Here is a 3,653-nt window from a genome sequence, read left to right as displayed (position 1 = left end):
GCGTCCTAGACCGCTAGACGATGGGCGCGCGGTCGACGCGGCTGCGTCGTGGGGAGGCTTATAGGCGGGATTTAGTTGGCCCGCAAGCCCTTCATGAAAAAAATGTGTCGGACCCGGCCAACCGGGTCCAGACTGTGGAGAACACCGTTTCCCTACCACTCTCCGGTGTTCTGCATGGACGCCCAAGGTTCTTTGATTTCAAGGGCTTCTCCTTTTTGGAGCAGCTCGATCGAGATGTTGTCCGGTGAACGGATAAAGGCCATGCGGCCATCTCGGGGCGGGCGGTTTATGATGACGCCCTTTTCCTGCAGGCGGGCACAAAGATCGTAGATGTTGTCGACCTCATAGGCGAGATGGCCGAAATTCCGTCCGCCCGCATAGTCTTCAGGGTCCCAATTGTAGGTCAGTTCCAGAACCGGGCTGGAGTTCGATTTTCCCTTCTCGACATCGTCAGAGCTTGCGAGAAAGATCAGGGTGAACCGGCCGTTGTCATTTTCGTAGCGGCGGACTTCCGTCATGCCCAGCTTGTTGCAATAAAAGTCCAGAGACTTGTCGATGTCGGTCACTCGGACCATGGTGTGCAGATAGCGCATGAAGTGCCCCCTTAAGATGGTTCTGATTGCTGGTGGAAAGGTGTGTCGGGTTTTGCCGTGAAAGAGATTACAAGTTTGAGCGAAGCGCAAGACTTCGTCTGTTCCCTGGTTGAGATTGGTCCGGGCGAAATTGTGGCTTTCACCGGAGCCGGGATCTCGACGGAGTCCGGGATCCCGGATTTCCGGTCTCCGGGCGGCATATGGTCCAAAATGCAGCCGATTCAATATCAGGACTTCGTCAGGGACGAAAAGAGCAGGCTTGAAGACTGGCGCCGGCGCTTTGAAATGCAGACCTGTTTTCAGAAGGCGCGGCCGAATGCAGCGCACCGGGCGCTTGCGGGTCTGGCAAACTCCGGCCAGCTTGGAATGATCATCACCCAGAATGTCGACGGACTTCACCAGGTTTCCGGCGTGCCCGGTGACAAACTGATCGAGCTTCATGGCAACTCGACATACGCCACCTGCCTTGACTGCGGTGCCCGCGCAGCGCTCGAGGATCAGCGTTCAAAGGTTGCTGCGCGGCAAACACCTGAATGTGAGATATGCGGGGGGCTTTTGAAGGCCGCGGTTGTCAGTTTCGGTCAGGCCATGCCGCAGATTGCGCTTGCCAGGGCGGAAAGTGCGGCACAGCAGGCAAGGGTGTTTCTGGTGATCGGGTCGTCGCTCGTGGTCCATCCGGCGGCACAGCTCCCGATTGTTGCTGTGAAATCGGGTGCAGAACTCGTCATCATAAACCGTGATCCGACACCGCTTGATGCTTACGCTGACAAGCTCATTCGCACACCGATCGCCAAAACACTTGGCAGTTTGACCGATACTCTGGGGTTTTAACTCTTATGCCTGTGGTTAGCTTCACAAAAGCCTCTTTGCGTTATCGTGCGGGATGTTATCCTTTTGTTAGGAATCAGCTGCCGAGCGAGTCGTCGGGCTGCTTTAAGCTGATGATGCGGACCAGATACGGGGCAATGGGCATATGGAGGGGAAATCCACGACGGATCCCCGCGAACTTGAATCGGCTGCTGAAGACATTGCAGTCGATGTGCTGGAGGTCGCGGGAAGCATAAAGTGGTTTGATGTCGCCAAAGGGTACGGCTTTATTGTTCCCGATCAAGGCGGGGCCGATATTCTGCTTCACGTGACTTGCTTGCGGCGGGACGGTTATCAGACCGCTTACGAAGGCGCGCGGGTCGTCTGCGAAGTCCTGGACCGCCCACGTGGTCTTCAGGCTTTCCGGATCCTGTCGATGGACGAGACCACTGCGGAACATCCCTCTCAGCTGCCCCCGTCTCGCACGCATGTTCAGGTCGTTCCTGAAACCGGGTTCGAAAAAGCCAGTGTGAAGTGGTTCAACAGGGTGAAAGGGTTCGGTTTTCTGACGCAAGGCGAGGGAACAGAGGACATTTTCATCCACATGGAAACCCTGCGCCGGTTCGGAATTGCCGAACTCAGGCCAGGGCAGGAAGTCCTGGTTCGCTTTGGGACGGGTCCCAAAGGCCGCATGGCTGCAGAAATCCGTCCTGTCGGCATAGGGACCCATATTCCCGCATCTCATTGATGACCCTCAGCCGGAAAAAACATGGGCGGCGAAATCTGGCCTTTTTTATGCTATAATTGTGCCCTTTAGCAGGCATGGACGTGCCCTTGCCTCTAGAGGATTTTCATTGTGACTTTGATTGCCAAGACGCTCGTCGTCAGCTTTGCCCTGTTGCTTGTCAGTCTTGCTGTTCACACGCCGACGAACGCTTTGGATGTGCCGCTACGCGTCGAGGAATTGACCGTTGAAACGTCTGATGCGAACCACCTTTTCCAGGTTGAAGTTGCAGAAACGGATCATGAGCGCTCGAGAGGCCTGATGTTTCGGACCGAGATGGCAGACAATGCGGGTATGCTGTTTGTGTTCTCAAAAGAAGGGCAGCGCTATTTCTGGATGAAAAACACGCCTTTGCCTCTTGATATCATCTTCATAAACCGGGCAGGCGAGATCGTTCATATCGCGAAAGAAACGGTTCCTTTTTCAGAAACCGTCATCCCATCTGAGAAGCCGGCAAAATATGTGCTGGAACTGAATGGAGGGACTACGGACGAGCTTGGCATATCGGTTGGAGACCATGTGTCAGCGCCGTCCCTTCCGCCTAAATAGATGCGCCCATTCTACATGTCCGAAGGTTTGGTGCCAGATTTTGCTTTTTCAAATCACTGGTTTTGCGGATGCGCAAATACAGCTTTTCGTTTTGCGTCCGGGCGGCTGCGGCCGGAATTTTAGCGCTTTTTGAAAAGTAGTCGATCAAGGCCTGTGGGCGTTCGCCGTGCATTGTATGCCGCTCCTGCGAGAGCCCCGCTGGCGGCGCAGATACTTGTCCTTGCGGTCTTATCATGACGCGGTGCAATGGCTCGGAACTCTCTGATCTTATGAATGAAATTTTCGATCAGGGCGCGCTACTCATACTGAGGTCGGCAATCCGGAACCCGAATGTCCACGGGCTCCAATCCTGTTGCGAAATTAAATTTCGGATAATTTATTGAATTATAACCTGAAAATTGCAAGTCAAATATGTCGGCGTTTGAAAAACAGCTGTGCTGACCGTCACGCGTGAAGCATTTGAATTCCGGCATGCTCATTGCAGGCATAACAACATGCAATCGAGAGGAGTTCATCATGAGACCGCGCCAGACCAATACATCCTATTTGTCCTATTGGATGATGTTCGCACCTGTGCCGACCGTTGCCCTGTTTACTCTTGGCTGTGCGGTTGAGACAATGAGTCTTTATCGCCGCAAGCGATAGTGCGCTGCGGTCCGGTGAAACACCGCTATTGAGGTGTTTTTCTCGGCGACTGTTGAAGCAACAAAAAAGGCCGGGAAATCCGCGCATCACGGCACTGGTCATGTACTCAGCTATTATGGACCGGAGTCAAAACTTCCATCAGCATCGTTTGAGATCGTGCCAACCTGCAGCATGAACGGTGCGGGGTAATCGGGCCATATGCCCGGCTCAATCGCCGACTTTACGAACGGAAACTTCGAAGTCGCCCTTGGTGAAGGTTTTTCGATGCGGGCCGC

General features: G+C 54.2%; 5 protein-coding genes and 1 pseudogene. 4 read left to right on the top strand and 2 right to left on the bottom strand.

Annotated elements, in window-relative coordinates:
- Nucleotides 1-152: 152 nt before the first annotated feature.
- Nucleotides 153-593, bottom strand: a complete 441-nt coding sequence (gloA, locus tag E1297_RS03570; RefSeq protein ID WP_155133973.1) for a lactoylglutathione lyase — start codon at nucleotides 591-593, stop codon at nucleotides 153-155.
- 57 nt (nucleotides 594-650) lie between these two features.
- On the opposite strand from gloA, the gene E1297_RS03565 reads away from it, so the two are divergent.
- The 3 genes from E1297_RS03565 (at nucleotide 651) to E1297_RS03555 (ending at nucleotide 2,733) form a co-directional block, all read left to right on the top strand.
- Entirely contained in the window at nucleotides 651-1,424 is a 774-nt protein-coding gene (locus E1297_RS03565) for an NAD-dependent deacetylase (protein ID WP_368669452.1), read from the top strand.
- A gap of 142 nt (nucleotides 1,425-1,566) precedes the next feature.
- On the top strand, nucleotides 1,567-2,148 hold the full coding sequence (locus E1297_RS03560; RefSeq protein ID WP_155133967.1) for a cold-shock protein: 582 nt from the start codon (nucleotides 1,567-1,569) through the stop codon (nucleotides 2,146-2,148).
- Nucleotides 2,149-2,256: 108 nt separating this feature from the next.
- Entirely contained in the window at nucleotides 2,257-2,733 is a 477-nt protein-coding gene (locus tag E1297_RS03555; RefSeq protein ID WP_368669451.1) for a DUF192 domain-containing protein, read from the top strand.
- A 119-nt stretch (nucleotides 2,734-2,852) separates the two neighbouring features.
- Here E1297_RS03555 and E1297_RS50935 read toward each other — a convergent pair.
- Nucleotides 2,853-3,038: pseudogene (locus E1297_RS50935) on the bottom strand (hypothetical protein); the annotation flags it as partial.
- Between the two features lie 211 nt (nucleotides 3,039-3,249).
- On the opposite strand from E1297_RS50935, the gene E1297_RS50715 reads away from it, so the two are divergent.
- Nucleotides 3,250-3,378, top strand: coding sequence for a hypothetical protein (locus E1297_RS50715; protein WP_256372680.1), 129 nt, complete (start codon nucleotides 3,250-3,252; stop codon nucleotides 3,376-3,378).
- Nucleotides 3,379-3,653: the final 275 nt, after the last annotated feature.

The organism is Roseibium sp. RKSG952, assembly GCF_009711355.1.
This window is presented reverse-complemented; position numbering and strand designations above follow the sequence as displayed.